Genomic DNA, 24,165 nt, shown 5'->3' with positions numbered 1-24,165 from the left:
CCGAGTCTATATATTAACCTACTTGTTTTAATTTTTCTGCTTGATCTGAAGTTATTAAACCATCTATCATATCATCAATATCCCCATCTAAAAAGTTTTCCAACTTATAAATGGTCATATTGATTCTGTGGTCTGTAATCCTTCCTTGTGGGAAATTATAGGTTCTTATTCTTTCGGACCTATCTCCTGTTCCTACTTGGGATCGTCTTTCCTCAGCTATTTCAGCATGTTGTTCTCTCATCATCTGGTCGAATAATCTAGTCTTCAGTATTTTCATTGCCTTTTCTTTATTCTTCAGCTGAGATTTTTCATCTTGACAAGCTACTACCATCCCCGTTGGAATATGGGTTATTCTCACAGCGGAGTCGGTAGTATTAACGCTTTGACCACCATTTCCAGATGAACGATATACATCCACCCTAATATCATTTTGATTTATTTCAATATCGATATCCTCTGCTTCTGGCAATACTGCTACAGTTGCTGTAGAAGTATGAATTCTACCACTAGATTCAGTTGTAGGAACCCTTTGAACCCTATGGACTCCAGATTCATATTTCAACCTACTATAGGCACCTTTACCTTTTATCATAAATATTACTTCTTTAAATCCACCAACGCCTTGTTCACTGGAACTCATCAGTTCAGTTTTCCATCCTTGTCTTTCTGCATACATACTATACATTCTAAACAAATCCCCTGCAAATAATCCTGCCTCGTCTCCACCAGCTCCTGCTCTAATTTCAACGATTACATTCTTATGATCATTTGGGTCCTTTGGTATAAGGAGTATCCTTAATTCTTCTTCCAATCTTTCAACAATCTCTTCATATTCTGCTATCTCTTCTTTTAATAATTCCTTCATTTCATCATCTAATTTTTCTTTGAGCATTTCTTTATCTTCTTCTAAAGTATTTTGGGCTTTAGTGTATTCCTTATACTTGGTTACAATTGGTTCTATGTCTGCATGCTCCTTAACAAGTCTTTGCCATTCTTCAATATTATTTATAATTTCAGGGTCAATTATTTTCAGGCTTAATTCTTTATATTTATTTTCTATAAAGGATAATTTTTCTAACATATTATACCTCCTCTCCAAACTCAATCTTATATATAAATTTTATAATCAAATTAACAATTTCATTTATATTATACCATGATTTATACTAAAAAATCCAATGCACTAGATTAGAATAGCATAAATATGTATTATTATAAAGGATTATTTTTAAATTTTTTTACTTTTATAATATAATATGGAACTTATGCCTCCTACTAATATTAAATAGATAGGACTTATGCCTAAAAAGACTATAATTAAAGTGGTTATTATGGATATTGATAGTTTTTTATAATCAAATTTAGATTGTTTTGCCAAGCGATATACAGCAGATGCTATTAATGCAACTACTGCTGGTCTAATCCCTAAAAATACCTTTTCAATAATGGGATTATTTCTAAATTGGAAAAACACAGTGGCAATTGAAAGTATAATTAAGAAGGATGGCAAAGTAGTTCCCAAAGTACAAGCTAATGCTCCTTTTAATCCTTTTAATTTATACCCTACAAATATACTCACATTTACAGCAATAGGCCCTGGAGAGCCTTGGGATATGGCGATAATATCTAAAAATTCTTCTTCCTTTACCCATTTTTTGTTATCCACTATTTCTTTTTGAATTATGGGTATCATAGCGTAGCCTCCCCCAATGGTAAAGGCACCTACCTTAAAAAATGTTTTAAACATATCAAAAAGCATATGTTCCACCTACCTTAATAGATAATTGCTCCAGTTATTCCTGCCAATATAATTGCATATATTGGATTAAGCTTTTTAAAAGAAACCAGATAGAATAATATTACACTAATAATTACGGATTTTAAATCAATAAACGCATCCATGGCTACAGATATAGAAGCGGAAGCTATTAACCCTAACACTATTGGTCTAATACCAATAAAAAACCAATCCGTATAAGGAGAATCTTTAAATTTATTTAGAAAGTGGAATATAATACTCATAATAATGAAAGAAGGCAATACTACAGCTATGGTTGCTACAAAAGATCCTAATATGCCTGATACCCTATATCCTAAAAAAGTAGCAGTATTTATTGCTATAGGCCCTGGAGTCATTTCTGATATGGCTAAAATATCTATAAATTCTGCATTTGTTAGCCAGCCATGAACCTCAATTACTTCTTCTTTTATTAGAGGAAGCATAGCATATCCTCCACCAAAACTAAAAGCGCCTATTTTAAAAAAGGAGATAAACAATTTAATTAACAGACTCATCTATTCCAACTCCCTTTATCCAATATTCCAAAAACTACTCTATCCAACCCTTGTAAATCCTTTAATATTTGGACATTATTAAAACCTTCATCTATCATCATATGCATCACTTCATCACCTTGATTGTAGCCTATCTCAAAAATCAACAAACCCTCTTCTGTTAAATAGTTTTTACTTTCTGGGATTATCCTTCTATAAAATTTTAACCCATCCTCTCCCCCATCTAAAGCTTCTTTGGGTTCATAATCCTTTACTTCTACTTGAAGGGTATTTATTTCCCTTTCTGGTATATACGGTGGATTTGAGGTTATTATATGAAATTTTTCATTTAATCCTTCTATCCCCTTAAATAAATCACCTTTATATAGGTTGACATTGTTTAATTTAAATCTTTCCTTATTTATTTTAGCTACCTTCAACGGTATTTCATGAATATCCACCCCATATACGGTAGCATTTTTCTTATAATAAGCAATGCTTAAAGCTATGGCACCGCTACCTATACCTAGATCTAATATATTTATAAGATCATCCTTATATTTATCATCTATATATTCTAAAACATATTCTACGAGAATTTCCGTATCAGGACGAGGTATTAAAACCCCTTCTTCTACATAGAAATCTAAACCCATAAATTCCTTCTTGTTAATAATATATTGGATAGGATATCCTTTAGCTCTCTTCTCCATCAATTCCAAAAATTTATCCACAATAGGCTTAGATACCTTCTCTTTTCCATGGGTATAGATATAGATTTTATCCACATTTAATAATTCACTTAATAAAAGAGTAGCCTCTAATACAGGGTTTACATATTGTCTATCCTTTATCAGATCTACTCCTCTTTGTAATAAACGATTTATTTCCATAGGTCTTCTTCCTTTTTACCCGTAAGGACTGCCTTTAATGCCTCTATAGCCACTTCTATTTGGGATTCATCTGGCTCCTTAACTGTAGCAATTTTTTGTATTATTAATCCAGGATAGGATAGATAATAAGCCAATTTGGAACTACTTTTGCCAATAATCCTATTTATCTCATAGGAAATCCCTGCTATTACAGGAAGCATTACTAATCTTATTAAAACCCTTTGTAAGGGGTTAGGCCATCCAAAGAAGGATAAAACTAGAATACTTACAATCATAACCATGAATAAAAAACTTGTTCCACATCTAGGATGTAGTATAGGATATTTTTTCACATTCTCCACAGTCAAAGTATCTCCATTTTCATAACAATGAATGGTCTTGTGTTCTGCACCGTGATATTCAAAAACTCTTCCTACATCCTCCATTCTAGAAACTACTGTCACATATATTAGGAATAATACAATACGAACTAAACCCTCTATTAAATTCAACAGGAATGGAGTCTCTAAGTTTTTTTTAAAAAAATTAGTGATAAGGCTTGGCAATAATATAAATAATAGAATGGTAAATACGAGGGATATCATTAGTGTAAATACTATTTCTGCGTCTTCTCTTTTATCCTTAAAAACCCTATCTAGAAAAGATTCCTTCTTTTCTTCTTCAATACCCTCTTCAAAGAATTCAGCAGAATACATTAAGGCCCTTATACCAAAGGCCATTGATTCTACTAAACCTACCACACCTCTTATAAGAGGAAACCTAAAAAATTTATATCTCATACCTAAAGTATTTAATGTTTCTTTTTTTAGAACTATTTCACCATCTGGCTTTCTTACAGCAATAGCCAGATCCTTTGGTCCTCTCATAAGAATTCCTTCTATTAATGCTTGCCCACCAATGGAAGTTATATGTTCAGGAAGTCTTTTTACTTCTTTTATCTTCATTTAATCAACACCCCTACTGGGACAGCAGGGACGGTTCTCCCTGTCCCATAAATCTTCTTTTGGGACAGGGAGAACCGTCCCCATTGTCCCACATTGTCCCAAATAAAAATAAAGGTTAGATGCTATATTCTATATAGGCAACTAACCTATTTGGTTTTGTAATAATAGAAATTAATCCATACCATATTTTTTCTTGAATTTTTCCACACGACCACCACGTTCAGTAAACTTTTGACGTCCTGTAAAGAATGGATGGCATTCTGAACAAATTTCTACTTTTAAATCTTCCTTTGTTGAACCAGTTTTGAATGTATTGCCACAGGCACATCTTACTGTAGCTTCATAATATTCTGGATGTATTCCTTTTTTCATTCCTTTCACCTCTCTTTATTGCAAGTATACAATATACATTATTTCACATAATTTGACCAGTTAATTATAGCACAATCCTAAAAATATTTCAACTATAACCAAATTTTATTTCTCATATCTTCTATAAACTCTTCATTAGACTTAGTCCCCATTAAATTATCTATTAAAGTTTCCGTTACATCTTGAGTAGGAGCATTCCCTAATGCCTTTCTAATATTCCAAATAGTTTCTAATTCCTTTTGGGTTAATAGTAAGTCTTCTCTTCTAGTTCCAGATTTGTTGATGTCCAAAGCTGGGAATATTCTTTTTTCTGAAAGCCTTCTATCTAAATGTATCTCCATATTACCTGTACCCTTAAACTCTTCAAATATAACATCATCCATCCTACTACCAGTTTCAACTAAAGCAGTAGCTAAAATAGTTAAGCTACCTCCTTCTTCTAAATTTCTGGCTGCACCAAAAAATCTCTTTGGTCTATGCAATGCTCCAGGGTCTAATCCACCGGATAAGGTTCTTCCTGTGGCTGGGATGGTAAGATTATAGGCTCTTGCAAGACGGGTAATACTATCCAATAGGATTATAACATCTTTTCCATGCTCAACAAGTCTTTTAGCCCTTTCCAGGACTATTTCCGCAACCTTAGTATGATGATTTGGAAGCTCGTCGAAGGTTGAATATACCACATCTCCATCGACAGATCTTTTCATATCTGTAACTTCTTCAGGTCTTTCATCTATTAAAAGCACAATTATTTCTATCTCTGGATGATTCTTAGAAATGGCGTTAGCAACAGATTTAAGAAGTGTTGTTTTACCTGCTTTTGGTGGAGAGACAATCATCCCTCTCTGTCCCTTTCCAATGGGAGCTATTAAATCGATAATTCTAGTGGAAAGATTATTTGGAACTGTTTCCAATGCAATTCTTTGTCTTGGGTATATTGGGGTTAGACTATCAAAATCTGGTCTCTCAAGGCAAGTTTCTGGATCTAATCCATTTACACTTTTTACATAGAGAAGAGCTTTATACTTTTCTCCCGATTTAGCAGGCCTAGTTATACCAAATACTTTGTCTCCTGTTCTAAGTCTAAACCTTCTAATCTGGGAAGGGGATACATATATATCATTATCTCCCGATAAATAATTTTCAGATCTTAAAAATCCATATCCATCTTGATGTGTTTCCAATATTCCTTCTGCACCGTCAATGTTGTCCATCTGTTCTAATTCTTCAGTAACCTTGTCAGGTAATTCCTCCATATCGATATCGCTAATATCTATTTCCTCTGTTGTCTTTTTCTGAGGTAACTCCTCTTCTTCTTTAACTGTGTTTTGCATAATCATATCTATTAATTCATCTTTTCTATATTTAGTAATGCTTTTTAGCCCCAAGGTCTTAGCTATAACCCGCAAGTCCTCTAATTTTTTTTCACGTAATATACTTGAATCCAATACTACACCTCCATAATATTTAAAAAGCTACCGCTGGGAGTCTATTTTTCGATTCCATAGCGGTTTTATATTATTAAAATAATCTTATCCTGTAAAAAATTTGGAATACCTCAAGAAATGCCAAACAGATGAGTATTATTAGGATCATAATATCATTATAACATTTATAAGTCAAATTATATTATTTCGCATATTCAGGTTTTTTATCCAACCTATGTATAGCTTCGATAAATCTTATAGTACCCGTCTCTGCTCTCATTACTACAGAATAGGTTTTAGCCATATAATTTTCATAGTAAACCACGCCTTTTAATAATTCCCCATTAGAAATACCTGTAGCTGAAAAGATTATCTCTTTTCCCTTAATCAAATGGTCCATGGTCAGTAAAGAATTTACATCTCTCAGGCCCATTTCTTTGCATCTTTTTATTTCTTCATCCTTAGTTGGATGAAGCCTTCCCTGAATTTCCCCGCCTAAACATTTTAACGCTGCCGCTGCAAGAACTCCCTCTGGTGCTCCACCTATACCTAATAAAATATCCACCCCAGAATCATCAAAACAAGTAGCTATAGCTGCAGCTACATCACCATCTTGAAAAAGCTTAATTCTCGCTCCAGCTTTTCTAACCTTATGTATTAGTTCTTCATGCCTTGGTCTATCTAACATAGTTACAGTTATATCGGAAATATCCTTGTTTAATGCCTTAGAAAGGTTTTTTAAATTTGTCTCTACAGTTTCATCTAAATTTACCTTTCCTGCTGCTTTTGGACCTACTGCTATCTTATCCATATACATATCTGGTGCATGTAATAAGCATCCTCTTGGTGCTACAGCAACTACTGATATAGCATTAGATAATCCTTTAGCAACAGCAGTAGTCCCATCTAGTGGATCTACTGCTATGTCCAATTTTATTGAATCCTCAGTGGCTTTTCCTATCTGTTCTCCTATATATAGCATAGGGGCTTCGTCCATTTCTCCTTCGCCAATAACCACTACCCCATCTATTGTAAGGGTATCAAACATTCTTCTCATACCGTTTACGGCTGCCCCATCAGCTTTGTTTTTGTCTCCTCTTCCTAGATGACGGGCTGATTGTAATGCAGCAGCTTCTGTAACCCTGACCAAATTTAAAGCTAAATTTCTATCCATAGAAATGCCTCCTATAATCGTTTATTCATTATATAGTATATTCCATTGCATATTTTTATGTCAATTAGTGTATACTATTTAGCAATGTTTTTTCAATAATTCCTTCAATATATTATTCTTGTCCAATCTATGGCGGGCTTCAACAAATCTTATGGTTCCTGTTTTTGATCTCATTACTACAGAATGGGTTTTAGCTAAATTATCTCCATAATAGACTACTCCCTTTAATAGATCTCCATCAGAAATACCTGTAGCTGCAAAGAAAATATCATTTCCTCTGGCTAAATCATCTAATGTAAGAACCTGTTCCATTCTTTCTTTCGTCCAACCTAATTTTTTACATCTTTCCAGTTCCTTATCACTCATAGGATAAAGTCTACCTTGAAAATCTCCACCCATACATTTTAGCGCAGAAGCAGCAATTACACCTTCTGGTGCTCCACCAATACTTATCATTATGTCAACGCCAGTATCTTCAAAGGCAGTAGCTATAGCTGCAGCCACATCTCCTTCTCCAAACAGCTTTATTCTAGCACCTATTCTCCTAACTTCATCTATAATATCTCTATGCCTTTCCCTATCTTGTATAATAACGGTTAAATCAGAAATATCCTTATTTAAAGCCTTAGCTACTGCATATAGATTTTCTTCAATGGATGAATCTATATGGATTTTTCCTGCTGCCTTTGGCCCTACTGCTATCTTTTTCATATAGGTATCTGGAGCATTTAACAGGCAACCCTTTGGTGCCATGGATATAACAGAAATAGCATTAGGCAAACCCTTTGCAACAAGAGTGGTTCCATCCAATGGATCTACTGCTATATCTGCACTCACATCCATTCCCGCTCCTATTACCTCGCCAATATATAACATAGGTGCTTCATCTAATTCCCCTTCCCCTATTACCACTTGTCCTTTAGTATTAACAAGATTAAAAGCAGCCCTCATACCATCCACTGCAGCTTGGTCTGCTCCAATTTTATCTCCTCTACCCATATATCTACCAGAAGCTAGTGCAGCAATTTCTGTTACTCTCACTAAAGACAAAGCTAAATCCCTATCCATTATTATCTCTCCTTTATAATTAATTGTGCTATACTATATTATAAACTAAATTGATTAATAATAAAACAAAAAAAGCAGGCCAAAGCCTGCCTTCATAATTGCTAGTTGTTTACCCCTTCCCAATCTTTAAGAAACCTTTCAATCCCTATATCTGTTAAAGGATGGGCTAGCATCTGTAGAAATACTTTATAAGGTATGGTGGCTATATGAGCTCCTGCCTTTGCAGCTTCTATTACATGGATTGGGTGTCTAACACTTGCTGCAATTATTTCCGTATCTATTCCATGGGTATCAAATATTTGTACTATATCGTATATAATATTCATACCTTCATTGCCGATATCATCTAACCTTCCTACAAAAGGACTAACATAGGTTGCTCCTGCTTTTGCTGCTAATAAAGCCTGATTAGGAGAAAATACCAAGGTTACATTGGTTTTTATTCCTTCTTTGGATAGGATTTTCACTGCTTTTAATCCTTCTTTGGTCATGGGGATTTTAATAACTATATTAGGATGTATTTTGGCTAAATCTCTAGCTTCTTCTACCATTCCTTCTTTCTCTAATGAAATGACCTCTGCACTAATAGGTCCATCCACAATACTAGAAATCTCTTCTATAACCTGTTTAAAATCTCTACCTTCCTTTGCTATCAACGATGGATTAGTTGTTACACCACAAATTACTCCCCATTCATTAACTTCTCTTATCTCATCTATATTGGCTGTATCAATAAATAGTTTCAAAATAATTCACCTCTTCAAAAATTAATAGTTACCCTTCATATCTTAGGGCGACCTTTGGTCGCCCCACAATTATACATTGTGAATTGTGTATTGATTTAAACTCTGCCAACAGAACCAAATAGCTTCATCTTCTCTTTTATAACCTCTTTCATAGCATTTTTGGCTGGTGCTAATATTTTTCTTGGATCTATGTTATCTGGATTTTTCTTTAGGAAATCTTTAATTGCATTGGAAAATGCCATTCTCAAATCCGTATCTATATTAATCTTATTTATTCCAAGGGATACTGCCTTTTCTATTGCCTCTTTTGGAACTCCACTAGAACCATGTAGTACCAAAGGAATATTTAACATTTCCTTAATAGTTTTTATCCTATCAAAATCTAGTTTAGGTTCTCCTTTATATACTCCATGAGCAGTTCCTACTGCTATAGCCAAATAATCTACGCCGGTTTCATCTACGAATCTTTTAGCTTCATCTGGGTCCGTAAAAGTTGCATCCCTTTCATCAACGGTTATATGGTCTTCCGTTCCACCTATTTTACCTAATTCCGCTTCTACAGATACCCCTACTGCATGGGCTACTTCTATAACCTTTTTAGTTATTGCAATATTGCCTTCCAAATCAAATCTAGAACCATCTATCATTACAGAAGAAAAACCATGTCTTATACAGAGCATAACTTGGTCAAAATCTGTACCATGGTCTAAATGTAATGCAACAGGAACTTTAGCCTTTTCAGCTGCTAATTTCCCCATGGCAGCAATATATTCAACACCTGCATACTTTAATCCACCTTGACTTGCTTGAAGTATTACAGGAGAATTAGTCTCTTCTGCTGCTTCGATTATAGCTTGAACTATCTCCATATTATTCACATTAAAAGCTCCAACGGCATAGTTATTCTTGTGAGCATCTTGTAAAATTTCTATTCCAGTAACTAACATAATTTAAGCCTCCTCTTATTTTTTAATATCTCTATCCCTTTCCTTTATGGAATCGATACAGGAAATATTTCTTTCTTCAAGTATTATCTTATCCTTTTTTAATAAAACACTCAAGTCCTCTTCTGTTTCTGCAAAGACAATTTTTACACTGTGACAATTTAAACATTCTAATTCAATTCTATCGGAAAATAATTTTATATTTATGCTAGAATATCCACAATTACACTTAATTTTATTTTCCTTTTTTAAAGTATATAATATGCCTAGTATCTTAGCCAGCACTTTGAAATTATTGAAATAGTCATTTGATATCTTTTCATCAATACTATCCCTTTTCTTCACTGCTTTCTCTAATAGAATCTTTTCTGCCATCTCCTTACTGCCTAAAAAGAAATTTCTAGTACCATAAGGACAATATTTTAAATTATTATCCTTTAATATAGTATGCAAATCCATATGATAATAATGCTTATTTCCACAATTAAAACAATTAACTATAAAATCTATTCCTTTGTTCTTTTTCTTAATAATAAAATTTGTTTCACCACATTCACATTTGTATTCAGTTTTTTCTCCATTCATAATCTGAAACAAATTTAGCTCATATTCCTTTAATCTAGCACAAAAATGACACCTTAAAATTAGGGTTTTGCATCCATTTATAAGCATATAGGACACACCTCCTAATTATTAGTTCTATATTGGCTCATAAAATCCTTCTATTTGTCGAAAAATAAATAAAAAAATAAGTTCCTCTTATTGGACTCAATGCCAAAAAGGAACTTATTAACAAATTATCTTTTTTTCAATCCTAATATTTCTCTAGCCTCATCTGGAGTAGCTATCCCTCTGCCTAGTTCTTTTGCAATTCTTACTACTTTCTCTACCAATTCACCATTGGATTTAGCTAATACTCCCCTTTCAAGATAGACATTGTCTTCAAATCCTACTCTAACATGACCACCCATGGCAATGCCTATAGCAGCCATTGGCATTTCATGTCTTCCCACACCTGCTACTGTCCATGTAGAACCTGCTGGTATACTATGTACCATAAAAGCTAAATCCCTAGCAGTTGCAGCCATTTGAACTCCTAGAACAAAATCGAAATGCATAGGCTCTTCAATATATCCTTGCTTAGCATATTTAATAGCATAATCTATCATTCCCTTGTCGAAGACTTCTACCTCGGGTTTAACACCTTTTTCAATCATTATCTTACCAAAGTTCTTTATAGTATTTTCAGTATTAACAAATATTTCATCTCCACCAAAATTTAATGTTCCGCAATCTAAAGTTGCCATCTCTGGAAGAAGTTCCACCGGTTGAAGCCTTTCCTCATCAGACATACCTACTGCTCCTCCCGTTGATGGTTGGATAATTATGTCAGGACATCTTCTTTTTATCTCTTCTATGCACACTCTAAACCTTTCCTTATCTTGAGTAGGAGTACCATCGTCATACCTTACATGTAAATGTATAATACTTGCTCCTGCTTTGTAAGCAGATTCTGCTTCTCTACCTATTTCCTCTACAGTATAAGGTATATTTGGATTATGTTCCTTTGTTACCTCTGCTCCACATATAGCAGCTGTTATAATAAGTTTATCCATAGAAGAACCTCCTTTTTACTTTCTTTTCTTATCCTTTGGAACTACACAAGTTCCTTCAGCCCTACAAACTACTATGGGTTCGTCTAAAACATCACATGCTGAATCATTGATATCTGGTCTAGGAATAATGACTTTTCTTGCTTCAAATTCCATTTTCCTTGATGTATTCCCTATTTTAGTTATCTCACCCACCGCTTCAATAAACTCACCAGCATAAACAGGAGCTAGAAATTCTACATTATCATAAGCAACAAATAAGCCTTCATCTCCATCATTTCTAATAAGTAATTCCGTAGCCACATCTCCAAATAATTGAAGCATTTTGGCACCATCCACTAAATTTCCTCCATAATGAGCATCTCCCGAGCTCATTCTCACTCTAATCATTGCTTTTCCCATATCTCTACCTCCATTAGTAATATAATCACATCCATTATAACATAAGTATTCATCCTAGACCACTAAATAATAAGTTCCCTTTTCGGTGCCAGGCACCAAAAAAGGAACTTATTTGTAATATGATTGTAATATTTCTATTGTAATCCCTTTAGGATTGTATCAATTAATTCCTTGAATTCAACATTGTTATGGTTTTTTTCTGGATAGCAAATCTTTTGGGCGTAGAATTGACCTATGGAACCTATGATAACTATAGCTGCTAATTGGGGATTTAGATTATCCCTTAGTTCCTCCTTATGGATAGCTTCTTCAACTGATTTTTGAATCCTATAAAATATTTTATCCATTTCAGCAGCTATTTCCCCCATTAATTCCTTAGGTAATACTTCCTGTTCTGTCATTATTATTTGCGTAATATCTATATATCTATTTAGATATTCTTCGTGAAAGATGTATAGATTGTATAGCTTTTCCTCTAAACTACCTTCTATATTTAAGGAGCTATCCAGCCCCTTTTCATATTCCTCTATTCTATATTTTATCATTTCATAGAACAAAGATTGCTTGCTGTCAAAATATCCATATATGGTACCTTTGCCTATTTCTGCTTTCTTGGCGATGTCTTCCATTTTAGCTCCATAGAACCCATATTTAGAAAATATATCTGTTGCTGCATTTAGTATATTCTCTCTTTTATCTTCCATTATTATCTTCACCTATCCTTTTATCTCCATAGGACCTACATCAGATTTATCCTTGTTGAGTAAATGATACATTACTGGTACTACAAATAGAGTAAGTATTGTAGCATAGGTTAATCCTCCAATAGATACTATGGCAAGAGGCTGTACCATTTCTGCCCCTGTCCCAATACCTGCAGATAGAGTAGATAACCCAAATATAGTAGTTATAGCTGTCATCAATATAGGTCTCATACGAGTCTTTCCTGCCAATACCAATGCTTCTGTCTTATCAAAACCCTTTTCTCTTAATTGATTGGTGTAATCAACAAATACTATACCGTTGTTTACCACTATACCACTTAATACAAGGAATCCTAGCATTGCTATTAAACTTATCTCATTACCTGTAATAACCAAAGCCAATAACCCACCTGTAAATGCAAGGGGTATTGTAAATAGTATTATAAAAGGTGATAATAGGGATTGGAATTGTGCTACCATAATTAAGTAAATCAAAACAATAGCCAATAGTAGCATTTTAGCTAAATCCATTAAGGATTCATCTATTATTTCCCTTTCTCCTGCCAATTCAATTTTATATCCATCTGGCGCTTTATAATCATTTAGTTTCTTTTCAAACTCACGACTTACAAGGCCTATATTATAATCTACATCTAAATCAGCCTTTACAGATATAAATCGTTCTTGGGAATCCCTTCTTATAGATGACAGACCTTGGGCTTCTGAAATTGCACTAATATCACCTATAGCAACTTCTATTTCTTCTCCATTCTTTTTGGTATTTATGGTTAAATCTTCTAATTCATCCTTTGTAATGCTTTCATGTCTTTTATCTAATACAATTACTGGATAGTCTTTGTTTTCAATGGATAATATGGTAGAGGTTTTATCTTTTCCAATCATTGAATTAATATGTGAGAAGACCTGGGCTACAGTTAATCCCTTCTCCATTGCCTTTTCTTTATCAACTGCAATTCTAATTTCAGTTAAATTTTCCTCTATACCATCATCTATCTGGGTTATCCCCTCTGTTTCTTCTAGTAATTTCACCATATCCGAGGCTATATCATGTAATGTATCTATCTCTTTCCCTTTTATTACTACCTCTATTCCAGAACCCACTATGGCAGATATATCCATGGTATTTGCGCTTACATTAATGGTACAATCAAGATCCTCCGTTAATTCAATTATCTCTCTCTTGATTTCATCATTGCTTATATTTTTCTCTTCATCAAGTAATAAATACAAGGACATGGAACCCCTATCAGTTCCACCACCTAATCTACTCATAGCATCACTATGAAAAGCACCTATAGTTTCAATCTCTTCTATTTCAAGTAGTCGATTGATTACAGTATCGGTCATTTCCCTTGTATCTTTAAATGTGGCATCATCAGGCATTTCTATAGACATGGACATTTGAGGGGCATCCATTTCAGGTATGAAGGATGTTCCTCTAGATAATCCACCAAATATACTTACTACAAACAATACTGTAACTAAAATCATAACAAGACCTCTATGGTTTAAAGAGCTTCTCAATAGTTTTTCATATCCATTAATAAATTTTTCATAAGTAGGCTTATCTTTGCCTGTAGTGTTTTTCAACATTCCAGAGGCCATAGTAGGTACTAAAGTAAGAGCTACTATAAGACTTGCAAACAGTGAATAAGCAATTGTTAGACCCATATCTGCAAACAACTGTCGTGAAAGTCCTTTAACAAATATTATAGGCAAAAACACACAAGCAGTAGTTAGGGTAGAAGCAATAATTGCACCTGAAATTTCTTTAGCCCCTTCAACAGCTGCCTCCTTTGCAGTCTTTCCTTCATGTCTTAAACGATAAATATTTTCAATGGCAACTATAGAATTATCTACTAGCATACCTACTCCAAGGGCTAATCCTGCTAAAGAGATAATATTTATAGTAACTCCTGTAAAGTACATCATAGCAATAGCAAAAATTATACTTATGGGTATAGATACTGCTATTATAAATGTAGGTTTCATATCCCTTAGGAATAATATAAGGACTAATATAGCTAATAATCCCCCATAGACTATATTCTTTAATACAGAATCTACCACTATATCAATATACATACCTTGGTCCATTAAATCAGTAAAACTTAATCCTTCATACTCTAAAGATAATTCCCTAGATTTTTCCCTAATGTCCTTGGAAATATCTGAAGTTAAAAAAGTACTTTGTTTTTGAAAGACTAACATTACAGCATCATTACCGTTTACCTTTGAATATATATCTTTAGAATTATCTTTCTTGGATATATCTGCAACATCCTTTAAATAAATCTTCCCAATTACATCCTCTCCAGTATCAAATAGCAATAAATTTTCCATAACGTTTACATCTTTTATTTTATCTCCTACTTTTACAAGATATTTTATACCTTCTTCACTAGATACATAGCCAGCTGGCATAGAAAAATTCTGTGCTGCTAATATACCTGAAATCATATCTGGAGTAATAACACCATCTAAAGAAGCTTTTTTGAAAGCCTCTTCCTTAGCTTTATCAAATTCTTCTATCTTTTCATTTAATGTTTCTTCTCCTCTTTCCAATTGAGCCTTTGCCTTATCCATTTCCATAGTCAATTGTAATCTACCAGTCTTTAACTCTTGTTCTTGGATAGCAATTTCAGATTTTTTAGATTTAATTAGATTTTCCTCTTTTTCCACTTCTGCCATCTTGTTGGATACTGTTTCTAAGCCTTTGTCTGCCTCAGCTCTTTTTTCTGATAGTAATTCTAAAGTCTGTTTTATACCTTCTAACTTAACCTTACCTTCTTTTCCTAAATTCCCTCCTAAAGCTAATAATGCTTCTTCTGCAGCCTTTAACTCTTCTTCTTTTTCATCAATTTCCTTTAATCCTTTTAGTAATTCATCCTCAGCTCTAATCAACTCGGATTTACCAGCTAATATCTTGGATTCTGCTAAAGAAATCTGCTCTTTTGCTGTAGTTATGGCCTTTTCACCTTCAACTAAACTTCTACTGTGTTTTTCTTCTTCAGAGGTTAATTTTGATTTTCCATCTTCAATTTCCTTTTTAGCTTTTATCAACTGATCTTCTGCTTCTGAGAGTTCAGAATCTACAATATTTAATATTTTTTTATTTAAATCCTCTATCTTTTCAGCATCTATGAGGATTTCAATTTTCTCTTCTAGTAATCCTATTCCCGTTACCGAGGCAACTCCATTGACACTCTCTAACTCAGGAATTATTTTTTCTCTTACCATTTCTGAAATTTCAACTATATCCATATCTTCCACATCTACTGCAGAAATCATAACGGGCAACATATCTGGATTTAATCTCATTAACATAGGGGAGCTTATTGAATAATCATCCCAAGCTGGCTTAATTAAATCAAGCATGCCGTTGATTTCTATGGTTGCCGAATCCATATTGGTATCGTTATTGAATTCCAATATGACAATGGATGAATTTTCTCTGGATATGGAACTTACGTTTTTTATATTATTCACTGTAGCAGTAGCCTGTTCAATAGGCTTTGTTACTATCATCTCTATTTCTTCTGGACTTGCCCCTGGATAATTTGTCATTATTACAACATAAGGTAGGTCTATACTAGGAAGCAAATCTGTATTTAGATTAATAAAGGATATGGCCCCCAAAATCAATACTACAATTACTGCTACAACTACTGTATATGGTCTTTTTACACTAAATTTGGATAGCATTCTATTCCCTCTTTTCTATTATATTATTTAGTTGACTGACTGGTCGGTCAGGCCTGCTATGGTAATTATAAAACACATCCCTAATATTGTCAATTACAACTTTTTAGTACTAGCTGATAATCTTAACAATATTGTAACTAATTAATATGCATATTATGATAATATAATAGTATTAGACAGAATGGGGGGTGAATACATTATTGAATGATTTAATTGTTCTAAAAAACTTGAGTAAAGTTTATAAGATGGGAGACGAAAAAATCCATGCCTTAAGGGATATAAACTTAACTATAAAAAGGGAAGAATTTGTTTGTCTATTAGGAACTTCTGGTTCTGGCAAGAGTACTTTACTCAATATGATGGCGGGTTTAGAAAAACCTACCAAAGGTGAAATAATTATTAGTAAACATCATATCGAAAAGATGAATGAAAAACAATTAGCTAAATTTAGGCAGCTTAATATAGGGTTTGTATTTCAATCCTATAATTTAATCCCTACCCTATCAGCTTTGGAAAATGTTAGCCTAGGCCTTACCTTTAGAGGAATACCCAGAAAAACTAGAAATAAAATGGCAAAGGAGATGTTGGAAGCAGTAGGAATAGGAGATAGGCTTAATCATAAACCATCAGAGATGAGTGGTGGTCAACAACAAAGGGTAAGTATTGCTAGAGCTTTTGTAGGCAAACCTAAAATAGTATTTGCCGATGAACCTACAGGAAATCTAGACACTAAAACCACTTTGGAAGTAATGGATTTGATAACCGATATGGCAAAAGAAAATAAACAAACTCTGATTATTGTAACACATGATGTTGAAATATCGCCATATGGTCATAGAGTAATCTACCTAAGAGATGGTAGCATCGAAAAAATAGTAGAAAATCATAAAAAGGAGGCGCAAAATTAATGCGAAAATTGATTAGTATATTTTTAGTATTATTGTTGATATTGTTACAACTACCCACTGTGGGAATGGCTGATGAAGATGACTTTGACAAATCTAAATTGATGCCTGTATTTAGCATAGAAAATCGTGATATCCCCAGTGGAGATGCAGATAAGACCATGACCTTGTCCTTTAACCTAAAAAACACAGGCTATCAGGCAAAAAATGTAGTCATAACACCTATATTTGAAGGTGGTAGCCCTTTTTCAGTAAGTGAATTAACCAATTCCCAAAGCATAGCTCAAATCAATAGCAATTCTACAGTAAATGTTAAGATAAAATTGGCTATTTCAGCCGATGCTGTAGCAGGGAACTATCCAGTTAAAATTAATATTAAATATAAAAATGCTTATGATTATGATGGGGAGTTTAACGAAACCGTCTATGTACGAGTTACCAGTAGAAGTACTCCACCAAGACTTATTATTAATAAGGTATCAACTAACCCTGATGAAATAGGTCCAGGTGGAGAAGCAAAGGTCAGTATAATCTTTGAAAACAAAGGGACAATTGATGCTAGGGATTTATCTGTTACATTGGAAGGTCTAAAAAGCGATGGAGGATTTTATGTACAAACTGGATCTAATGTATCCTATATTAATAGAGTACCTGGCAAATCCGTATCAGCTGCCAATTTCAATTTAAAAGCTGCTAATAATATTAGACTGGGTAGCCATGAATTAGCTGTTAAATTTTCTTACAAGGACAGCCAGAGAAATACTATAGAAGATACACAAAATATTTATTTAACCATTGGTGGTAAAAGTAGCAATAGTTCAAATATTGTAATAGAAAATATGGATTATCCCACAACTGGAATTAAACCTAATGGAGACTTTACATTGAAATTCGATTTATTAAATTCTGGTGAAATGGATGCTTCTAATATACTAGTTAAACTAGAGAGTACAGATCCAGCCTTGGTACCAAAGACTACCAATATTAAGAAGATAAACTCAATTAAAGCTGGTGAATCTGAAAGTTTATCTTTTATCTTTACTCCCACTGAAGAAGCACAAACTAGGAATTATCCCATAAATATTACCGTTGAATACGAAGATGAGTTGAATCAAGGAAGTGAAGATAAATATGTTTTAACTCAGTATGTAGGTGCCTATGTAAACAAAGCTGGTGAAGGAGATGGCAAAGGGAAACCAAAATTAATAATAGATAGATATAGTTTTGAACCTTCCATTGTAAAAGCTGGAGAAAACTATACTATGAATCTATCCTTTTACAACACCAATAGCCAGAAAACTGTTAGAAACATTAAAATATTTTTAACTGCAGATGAAAAAACAGACCCTACTGGTGCTAGTGCTGGCGGAAATGTATTCACTCCTGTAGGTAGCAGTAATACTTTCTACATAGATAACATCCCACCAAAGGGAAGGGTAGAAAAAAACATTACCATGTTTACAGTTCCAGATGCCCAAGCCAAAACCTACACCGTAACTGCTAATTTTGAATATGAAGATAATGAAGGAGAAGAGTTTACTGCTATAGAATTAATAGGCGTCCCGGTAGTACAACAATCTAAATTGGAAGTTGGAGAATTAAGTCTTCCACCAGAAGCCTTTGCAGGAGAACCTACCCCAGTATTTGTGGAATTCTATAATACAGGAAAAGTTACCCTTTACAATATGATGGTAAAACTAGAAGGAGATTTCCAAACGGAAAATGGTAGTTATTATGTAGGAAATTTTGAAACTGGTAGATCTGAATACTTCGAAGGCATGATAATACCTACGGAAACTGGAGAATTAACTGGAGCTTTAGTATTTACCTATGAAGATTCTTCTGGTGAAAATGTGGAAATTAGAAAAGATTTTACTCTAAATATAATGGAACCAATGCCTATGGATGAATTCCCCGAAGACATGCCACCTATGGAAGAACCAAGAGGGGTTAAGAAAATATTTAAGAGTAAAGGATTCTGGATAACTATTATTTTATTAGCTGTAGCCATTGGTGGATTTATATTCTACAAAAAAAGGAAAAAGAAAGGTATGGCTTTAGATGAATAGTATAGATCTAATCCGAATGGGACTTAAAAATTTATGGAGAAGAAAATTAAGGACATTTTTAACCGTACTTGGCGTTATAATAGGTACCAGCTCTATAGTAGTAATGTTATCCCTAGGGTTTGGAATGCAGGAGGCTTTTAAAGGTCAATTATCTAGAATGGGAAGTTTGAATACCATAAACGTTCATAAAAGTTATGGAGGTTATGATGGAATGCCTTCTGATAGAAACAATAGAGAAGCTAAATTAGATGATAAAGCTATAATCAGCTTTAAAAACATACCCCATGTAACCGCTGTAACACCTATAATAGAAACCTGGGGAATGATTAAAAGTGGAAGGTATACTGCCCATACTTCCATCAAAGGTATAGACCCCTTAGCTATGGAATATTTTGATTTTAAAATTGCAGAAGGTCGTTTATTACAGGCTGGGGATAACCTTAATATAGTTTTTGGTGGTGGTATGAAATATAATTTTTACGATGAAAAAGCCATGCGTAGAGGCAGATATGAAGAACCTGATGTAGACCTTATGAATGATAGAATGGTCTTGACTTTTGATATGGATACAGGTATGGGACCTACCATGCCTGGAGAACATGTTCAACGTCCTAAATATAAGGATTATAATATTAAAGCAGTAGGTGTTCTTGAAGAAGGAAATTGGGAAACGGATTGGGGTATATATGCTCCCATTGATGTAGTCCAAAAAATGATTCAAGAAAAGGAAAAAGCAGAAGGAAATAGTCAAGGACAAAATAAGCGTAACCAACAGGAATATGAAAGAATTATGATAAGAGTAGATGATATAAAAAATGTTGAAGCTGTACAACAAAAGATAAAAGATGATGGATTTGAAGCTTATAGTTTAAATGATATGTTAGATGAGATGAATAGGATGACAGGAATAATCCAAGCGGTACTAGGTGGAATAGGTGCCATATCCTTACTTGTTGCAGCCATAGGTATTACCAACACCATGGTCATGTCCATATATGAAAGGACTAAAGAAATTGGTGTAATGAAGGTAATAGGTGCTTCTTTAAAGGATATTAAGAAACTTTTCTTGTTTGAATCAGCCATGATAGGTTTACTGGGAGGTATAGTTGGGATAATATTTAGCCATATTTTATCATTCTTAGTGAATAAGTTTAGCCCTGCCTTCGGTGACTTTATGGGAATAGGTGGAGAAACCAAAATAAGTATTATACCTATATGGCTAATATTTGCAGCCATGGGCTTTTCCGCTTTAATAGGTATAATATCTGGATATTATCCTGCAAGAAGAGCTATGAACCTATCAGCCCTTGATGCTATAAGGACGGAATAAAGATAATAAAAGCGATAAAAATAAGACAGGAGAACCGTCCCCCTGTCTTATTTTTCTATTTCAATATTTACTATTTCATCGCTTTCCAGTTTCAGTTTAGCAAAATAATCTAATCTTAAATCATATATACCCTTTATTTCCTTATCTATTTTTATCAAAGCCTCTTGAGAAATATAGTAATCTACTAATTCTCCACTACTATTTAGTATAGTAAGTTTTGGCTCTTTTGAAATTAAAATTTCTTGAATATATCCTTCATCTTCCCCAGGAACGGATTTAGCCTCGATAGTATCTACTTCACCTTCTGATAGGGATAAAACTACCTCATCTCCCCTTCTTAGTTCCTTTATTGAAACTCCATTAAAATTCCTATTGACCAATAGATTTTCTTTTAAAAGATACTCATAAGTAGTTTTGTCTTCCCTTTCCACTAATATAATATATTCTTCATCAAAGATTCTATCTTTAATAACTCCTGCGACCTTTCCATCTTTACTTTCACCAGCTATGGATAGAGCTAAATTATCGAAAGCTTCAACTTTCGCCCTATCCCCTTCTCTTAAACTATAAAAATAAGATTCCTTACCATTTATAAATACTTCCGTTTCCTTTGATATATGGAAGGTCTTTGTGTCACCATCATCTAAATCTACCACCATAGAAGAAATGGTGCCTAAATATATTTTACTTATAGTTCCAGTAAATATCTCTTTACTGCTATCCACCGTTAAAGATTTCAGTATATTACCCTCAGAAACTACTGCTTTTATATTCATTCCCTGTTGTAAATCTTGGAATGTAGCATCATTACCGTCTATGGTTATGGAAGCTTCCTTATCAAAGGTATAGGAATCTACTCTTTGTCCACTATTGATAAAAATAAACTTATCTATTTTCCCAACAATAATTCCTACTAATTGGTCTTTGTCTTCTACAATGGGTTTCTCTATTGGTGTTTCTATTGGCTCCTCTACAGGTGTTTCTGGAATATCAACTGGATTTCTATCTATTTTACTATGGGATAGACACAACATCTTGGCCAATACGGATCTAATAATAGGTTGTCCTGGATTAAATTTCCCTTCTCCATCTCCTTTAGCATCTAAAATGCCATTATCTATTAAAAATTTTATATAGGGTCTTGCTCCTTCAGGAATATTATCTGTATCTTTGTAGAAAAATACAAATACTTCTCCTTCTTCCTCTACTATTCCCAATGCTTTAGCAATATAAATAGATAACTCTACCTTAGTGGCAGTTCTAATCTTCCCTTTTACAAATAAATTGTTTTCAACAAATTTTTCCGTTACCAACCCTTTGGACAAGGCTATAGCAAGTCCATCTTTTCTTATTTCAGAAAGTTCATATCTATTAAGTAGATTATAATATCTTTCTCTCATCCTCTGTACTTCTTCTTTAGGTATGTTAAAAAGCCTAGTCACATATACCAAAGCATCCGCAGTATTGACTACCTCATTAGGTCTAAAAGTAGCATCATCATATCCGTCCATCAATCCTAAGTCAACAACTTTTTCTACATAATCATAAGCCCAATGATTGGTATCTATATCTGTAAACATTCCCTCCCCATAAACTCCAATACCATTTAAGAAAAGCAAAAATATAATAAGTAAAATGGTTGTTTTCCGGTAGCTTTTGTTTGTAAACAAAATACCTCCCCCTTTTTCAATAAAAAACTATACATTATATATTCTACATGTATTTTAAAATTCCTCTATTTATTAGTTTTGTTTTCCTTTGAAGCTCTAATAAAGTTTTCAAATAGAGGATGAGGTTTTGTAGGTCTAGATTTAAATTCAGGATGGAATTGAACTCCCATGAACCAAGGATGGTCCTTTAGTTCAACTATTTCTACCAATCTTTCATCAGGAGAAAGACCACTTATCATTAGCCCTTTTTCTATTAATTTTTCCTTAAATAGATTATTAAACTCATATTTATGTCTATGTCTTTCATATATTATTTCTTCCCCATAGATATCCATAGCTTTAGATTCTTTAACGAGTTTACATGGATATAATCCTAATCTCATAGCTCCATTGGTTAATTCTATATCCTTTTGTTCTGGCATTAAATCTATTACTGGATAGGCAGTATTAGGATTGATTTCAGTAGAATGAGCTTCTTTCAATCCAACTACATTTCTTGCAAATTCCACTACAGCTAATTGCATACCTAAACATATTCCTAAAAATGGTATTTTGTTTTCTCTTGCATATTTAACTGCAGCAATCTTTCCATCTATTCCCCTATCTCCAAATCCACCGGGAACTAAAATACCATCTATTCCTGCAAATATCTCCTTAACATTTCCCTCTTCTACATCTTCAGCATGAATCCATTTTATTTCTACCTCTACATCATTAAATATGCCTCCATGCCTTAAGGATTCTGCTACTGAAAGATAAGCATCCTTCAACTCTATATACTTGCCTACAAGGGCAATAGTAACTTTATCCTTTAAAGATTTGATTCTTTTTACAATATCATTCCATTCAGTTAAATCCAGTTCATCGCATTCTAGATTAAGATGGTTTATTACCAATTGAGGTAATCCTTCCTTTTCTAACATCAGTGGAATTTCATATATGGTTTCTGCATCTATATTTTCTATTACTTCTGATGGGTCTAAATCGCAAAACAAAGCTATTTTATCCTTTAAATCCTGAGATAAAGGCAATTCCGTCCTACAGATAAGTACATCTGGTTGTATACCTATACTTCTTAACTCCTTTACACTATGTTGAGTAGGTTTGGTCTTTAACTCCCCAGCCATGGATAGGTATGGGACTAAAGTTACGTGGATATACATTACATTCTCCTTGCCTACATCATTCTTAATCTGTCTAATAGCCTCTAAAAAAGGAAGAGACTCAATATCTCCTACTGTACCACCTACTTCAGTTATTACCACATCTACTTCCCTATTTTTAGAAACCCTTTTTATCCTATCCTTTATTTCATTGGTTATATGAGGAATAACCTGGACTGTTCTCCCATCATATTCCCCTTTTCTTTCCTTGTTCAAAACAGACCAATATATTTTTCCTGTGGTTACATTGCTGTATTTATTTAAATTAATATCGATAAACCTTTCATAATGACCTAAATCCAAATCCGTTTCTGCCCCATCGTCGGTCACAAAAACTTCCCCATGCTGATAAGGACTCATAGTCCCTGGATCCACATTTATATATGGGTCAAATTTTTGAATGGTCACTTTTAACCCTCTGCTCTTTAGTAGTTGACCTAAACTGGCTGCAGTAATTCCTTTACCTAAAGATGATACAACTCCTCCTGTAACGAATATATACTTTGTCGGCATTTTCCGAACCCTCCTTATAAACTTATAACTATAGTATTTTATCCTATTATGATATTTATGTCAATTAGACATTATCCCCAGATAGTGTCAATTAATTGTTGGGAAATAATTAAAATTATTTTTCTCAATTCCCCAGTTTTACAGCAAATAATTAAACAGAAAACACTATGACCTTGTAATTGTAATATTTACAAGGAATATTTTTTGTCAAATTTAAATCTTTTTAGG

At 33.6% G+C, this 24,165-nt stretch carries 21 protein-coding genes; 3 read left to right on the top strand and 18 right to left on the bottom strand.

Going from position 1 to position 24,165, the window contains the following annotated elements; translation table 11 throughout:
- Window positions 1-13 precede the first annotated feature (13 nt).
- The 16 genes from prfA to C3E90_RS03840 form a co-directional block, all read right to left on the bottom strand.
- Window positions 14-1,081, bottom strand: coding sequence for a peptide chain release factor 1 (gene prfA / locus C3E90_RS03915; protein WP_236914334.1), 1,068 nt, complete (start codon window positions 1,079-1,081; stop codon window positions 14-16).
- Between the two features lie 147 nt (window positions 1,082-1,228).
- On the bottom strand, window positions 1,229-1,759 hold the full coding sequence (locus tag C3E90_RS03910; RefSeq protein WP_236914333.1) for a chromate transporter: 531 nt from the start codon (window positions 1,757-1,759) through the stop codon (window positions 1,229-1,231).
- Window positions 1,760-1,773: 14 nt separating this feature from the next.
- Window positions 1,774-2,295 (bottom strand): chromate transporter, encoded by a 522-nt coding sequence (locus tag C3E90_RS03905; protein WP_236914332.1) that lies wholly within the window; start codon window positions 2,293-2,295, stop codon window positions 1,774-1,776.
- The gene (gene prmC / locus C3E90_RS03900; protein WP_236914331.1) at window positions 2,292-3,167 is read right to left on the bottom strand and encodes a peptide chain release factor N(5)-glutamine methyltransferase; all 876 of its coding nucleotides are present in this window, start codon (window positions 3,165-3,167) and stop codon (window positions 2,292-2,294) included. The genes C3E90_RS03905 and prmC overlap by 4 nt, the downstream gene beginning before the upstream one ends.
- Complete coding sequence (locus C3E90_RS03895) at window positions 3,158-4,111, bottom strand: DUF1385 domain-containing protein (RefSeq protein ID WP_236914330.1); 954 nt, start codon at window positions 4,109-4,111, stop codon at window positions 3,158-3,160. Before C3E90_RS03895 ends, prmC begins: the two co-directional genes overlap by 10 nt.
- A gap of 171 nt (window positions 4,112-4,282) precedes the next feature.
- A complete protein-coding gene (gene rpmE / locus C3E90_RS03890) occupies window positions 4,283-4,483 on the bottom strand; it encodes a 50S ribosomal protein L31 (protein ID WP_236914329.1) in 201 nt (66 codons plus the stop codon).
- 92 nt (window positions 4,484-4,575) lie between these two features.
- Entirely contained in the window at window positions 4,576-5,931 is a 1,356-nt protein-coding gene (gene rho, locus C3E90_RS03885) for a transcription termination factor Rho (protein WP_236914328.1), read from the bottom strand.
- Between the two features lie 181 nt (window positions 5,932-6,112).
- A complete protein-coding gene (gene glpX, locus C3E90_RS03880) occupies window positions 6,113-7,084 on the bottom strand; it encodes a class II fructose-bisphosphatase (protein WP_236914327.1) in 972 nt (323 codons plus the stop codon).
- 78 nt (window positions 7,085-7,162) lie between these two features.
- Window positions 7,163-8,155 (bottom strand): class II fructose-bisphosphatase, encoded by a 993-nt coding sequence (gene glpX, locus C3E90_RS03875; protein WP_336513006.1) that lies wholly within the window; start codon window positions 8,153-8,155, stop codon window positions 7,163-7,165.
- 98 nt (window positions 8,156-8,253) lie between these two features.
- The gene (gene fsa, locus C3E90_RS03870) at window positions 8,254-8,898 is read right to left on the bottom strand and encodes a fructose-6-phosphate aldolase (protein ID WP_236914325.1); all 645 of its coding nucleotides are present in this window, start codon (window positions 8,896-8,898) and stop codon (window positions 8,254-8,256) included.
- Window positions 8,899-8,993: 95 nt separating this feature from the next.
- Window positions 8,994-9,848 carry a class II fructose-1,6-bisphosphate aldolase gene (locus tag C3E90_RS03865; protein WP_336513005.1) on the bottom strand — a complete coding sequence of 285 codons (855 nt, stop codon included), beginning with the start codon at window positions 9,846-9,848 and terminating at the stop codon, window positions 8,994-8,996.
- 12 nt (window positions 9,849-9,860) lie between these two features.
- A complete protein-coding gene (locus tag C3E90_RS03860) occupies window positions 9,861-10,514 on the bottom strand; it encodes a hypothetical protein (RefSeq protein ID WP_236914322.1) in 654 nt (217 codons plus the stop codon).
- Window positions 10,515-10,639: 125 nt separating this feature from the next.
- Window positions 10,640-11,458: a 3-keto-5-aminohexanoate cleavage protein gene (locus C3E90_RS03855; protein ID WP_236914321.1), complete on the bottom strand. Its 819-nt coding sequence runs from the start codon at window positions 11,456-11,458 to the stop codon at window positions 10,640-10,642.
- A 15-nt stretch (window positions 11,459-11,473) separates the two neighbouring features.
- The gene (locus C3E90_RS03850; protein ID WP_236914320.1) at window positions 11,474-11,857 is read right to left on the bottom strand and encodes a hotdog domain-containing protein; all 384 of its coding nucleotides are present in this window, start codon (window positions 11,855-11,857) and stop codon (window positions 11,474-11,476) included.
- 134 nt (window positions 11,858-11,991) lie between these two features.
- The gene (locus C3E90_RS03845) at window positions 11,992-12,573 is read right to left on the bottom strand and encodes a TetR/AcrR family transcriptional regulator (RefSeq protein ID WP_236914319.1); all 582 of its coding nucleotides are present in this window, start codon (window positions 12,571-12,573) and stop codon (window positions 11,992-11,994) included.
- On the bottom strand, window positions 12,574-16,287 hold the full coding sequence (locus C3E90_RS03840; RefSeq protein ID WP_236914318.1) for an efflux RND transporter permease subunit: 3,714 nt from the start codon (window positions 16,285-16,287) through the stop codon (window positions 12,574-12,576). It abuts the gene before it with no gap.
- 200 nt (window positions 16,288-16,487) lie between these two features.
- Between C3E90_RS03840 and C3E90_RS03835 the strand changes: the two genes are divergently transcribed.
- The 3 genes from C3E90_RS03835 to C3E90_RS03825 are packed head-to-tail and all read left to right on the top strand — an operon-like array spanning window position 16,488 to window position 20,591.
- Window positions 16,488-17,195 carry an ABC transporter ATP-binding protein gene (locus tag C3E90_RS03835; RefSeq protein ID WP_236914316.1) on the top strand — a complete coding sequence of 236 codons (708 nt, stop codon included), beginning with the start codon at window positions 16,488-16,490 and terminating at the stop codon, window positions 17,193-17,195.
- The gene (locus tag C3E90_RS03830) at window positions 17,195-19,261 is read left to right on the top strand and encodes a COG1361 S-layer family protein (protein ID WP_236914314.1); all 2,067 of its coding nucleotides are present in this window, start codon (window positions 17,195-17,197) and stop codon (window positions 19,259-19,261) included. Before C3E90_RS03835 ends, C3E90_RS03830 begins: the two co-directional genes overlap by 1 nt.
- Window positions 19,254-20,591, top strand: coding sequence for an ABC transporter permease (locus C3E90_RS03825; protein WP_236914313.1), 1,338 nt, complete (start codon window positions 19,254-19,256; stop codon window positions 20,589-20,591). The genes C3E90_RS03830 and C3E90_RS03825 overlap by 8 nt, the downstream gene beginning before the upstream one ends.
- A gap of 47 nt (window positions 20,592-20,638) precedes the next feature.
- Here C3E90_RS03825 and C3E90_RS03820 read toward each other — a convergent pair whose 3' ends face one another.
- Window positions 20,639-22,261 (bottom strand): S-layer homology domain-containing protein, encoded by a 1,623-nt coding sequence (locus tag C3E90_RS03820; RefSeq protein ID WP_236914312.1) that lies wholly within the window; start codon window positions 22,259-22,261, stop codon window positions 20,639-20,641.
- 65 nt (window positions 22,262-22,326) lie between these two features.
- A complete protein-coding gene (locus C3E90_RS03815; RefSeq protein ID WP_236914311.1) occupies window positions 22,327-23,937 on the bottom strand; it encodes a CTP synthase in 1,611 nt (536 codons plus the stop codon).
- Window positions 23,938-24,165: the final 228 nt, after the last annotated feature.

It is taken from the genome of Clostridium sp. Cult2, from assembly GCF_021655075.1.
Classification (GTDB): Bacteria; Bacillota; Clostridia; order Tissierellales; family Tepidimicrobiaceae; genus Schnuerera.
Note: the sequence above shows the minus strand (reverse complement) of the source record. Positions and strands in the feature narration are given on the sequence as shown.

What these genes read in the sequence shown, in the direction of transcription:
- prfA (WP_236914334.1), bottom strand. Translation starts at nt 1,081, where the DNA reads ATGTTAGAAAAATTATCCTTTATAGAAAATAAATATAAAGAATTAAGC.
- C3E90_RS03910 (WP_236914333.1), bottom strand. Translation starts at nt 1,759, where the DNA reads ATGCTTTTTGATATGTTTAAAACATTTTTTAAGGTAGGTGCCTTTACC.
- C3E90_RS03905 (WP_236914332.1), bottom strand. Translation starts at nt 2,295, where the DNA reads ATGAGTCTGTTAATTAAATTGTTTATCTCCTTTTTTAAAATAGGCGCT.
- prmC (WP_236914331.1), bottom strand. Translation starts at nt 3,167, where the DNA reads ATGGAAATAAATCGTTTATTACAAAGAGGAGTAGATCTGATAAAGGAT.
- C3E90_RS03895 (WP_236914330.1), bottom strand. Translation starts at nt 4,111, where the DNA reads ATGAAGATAAAAGAAGTAAAAAGACTTCCTGAACATATAACTTCCATT.
- rpmE (WP_236914329.1), bottom strand. Translation starts at nt 4,483, where the DNA reads ATGAAAAAAGGAATACATCCAGAATATTATGAAGCTACAGTAAGATGT.
- glpX (WP_236914327.1), bottom strand. Translation starts at nt 7,084, where the DNA reads ATGGATAGAAATTTAGCTTTAAATTTGGTCAGGGTTACAGAAGCTGCT.
- C3E90_RS03860 (WP_236914322.1), bottom strand. Translation starts at nt 10,514, where the DNA reads ATGCTTATAAATGGATGCAAAACCCTAATTTTAAGGTGTCATTTTTGT.
- C3E90_RS03855 (WP_236914321.1), bottom strand. Translation starts at nt 11,458, where the DNA reads ATGGATAAACTTATTATAACAGCTGCTATATGTGGAGCAGAGGTAACA.
- C3E90_RS03850 (WP_236914320.1), bottom strand. Translation starts at nt 11,857, where the DNA reads ATGGGAAAAGCAATGATTAGAGTGAGAATGAGCTCGGGAGATGCTCAT.
- C3E90_RS03840 (WP_236914318.1), bottom strand. Translation starts at nt 16,287, where the DNA reads ATGCTATCCAAATTTAGTGTAAAAAGACCATATACAGTAGTTGTAGCA.
- C3E90_RS03830 (WP_236914314.1), top strand. Translation starts at nt 17,195, where the DNA reads ATGCGAAAATTGATTAGTATATTTTTAGTATTATTGTTGATATTGTTA.
- C3E90_RS03825 (WP_236914313.1), top strand. Translation starts at nt 19,254, where the DNA reads ATGAATAGTATAGATCTAATCCGAATGGGACTTAAAAATTTATGGAGA.
- C3E90_RS03815 (WP_236914311.1), bottom strand. Translation starts at nt 23,937, where the DNA reads ATGCCGACAAAGTATATATTCGTTACAGGAGGAGTTGTATCATCTTTA.